This is a genomic window from Vibrio sp. YT-19(2023), assembly GCF_033337395.1.
In genome coordinates this window covers 1-687 of sequence record NZ_JAWOQN010000526.1, presented here as the reverse complement: position 1 = coordinate 687, position 687 = coordinate 1, and the positions used below count along the sequence as shown (strand labels likewise).

Sequence of the window (687 nt, the reverse complement as noted above, 5' to 3'; positions counted from 1 at the left end):
CCAATCGTGATGTTCAAAGCAAAAGAGATGGGCTGTGCTTACTCGGCGTGCATCACCGCATCGCATAACCCTGCAGATTACAATGGCATCAAAGTCTTCATTGAAGGTGGTCGTGATGCAGATGAAATCATTACCGAGAAAATTGAAACTCAAATTTCCACACTTACCGCACAAGATGTGAAAAGTGTCGATTTTGATCAAGCGGTTGAAGACAAGTTGATTGAAATCATCAACCCGATGAACGAGTTTGTTGATTCAATCATCGACTTTATCGACATTGAAGCAATCAAAAAAGCCAACCTTCGTGTGCTGATTGACCCGATGTTTGGCGTCGCGAAAAACGCACTGCAAACCGTCCTAATCAACGGCCGCTGTGAAGTAGACGTGATCAACGACGGAAAAAACCCAGACTTCGGCGGTTTAATGCCTTCTCCAAGTGCTGCGACCCTGTACCGCTTGATGCACCTTGTCGAGCAAGAAGGCTACGACATCGGTATTGGGACTGACGGCGATGCAGACCGTCTTGGTATCATCGATGAGAAAGGCAACTTCATTCATCCAAATGAAGTGCTGATCCTGCTGTATTACTACCTATTGAAATACAAAGGTTGGAAAGGCTCAGTCGTACGTAACATAGCGACTACACACCTACTAGACAAAATCGCCGAAGATCACTGTGAGAAATGT

Annotated in this window: 1 pseudogene; it reads left to right on the top strand. The window is 45.4% G+C overall.

Annotated features, from left to right (window positions below):
- A pseudogene (locus R7E78_RS26895) lies at window positions 1-687 on the top strand (phosphoglucomutase/phosphomannomutase family protein); the annotation flags it as partial.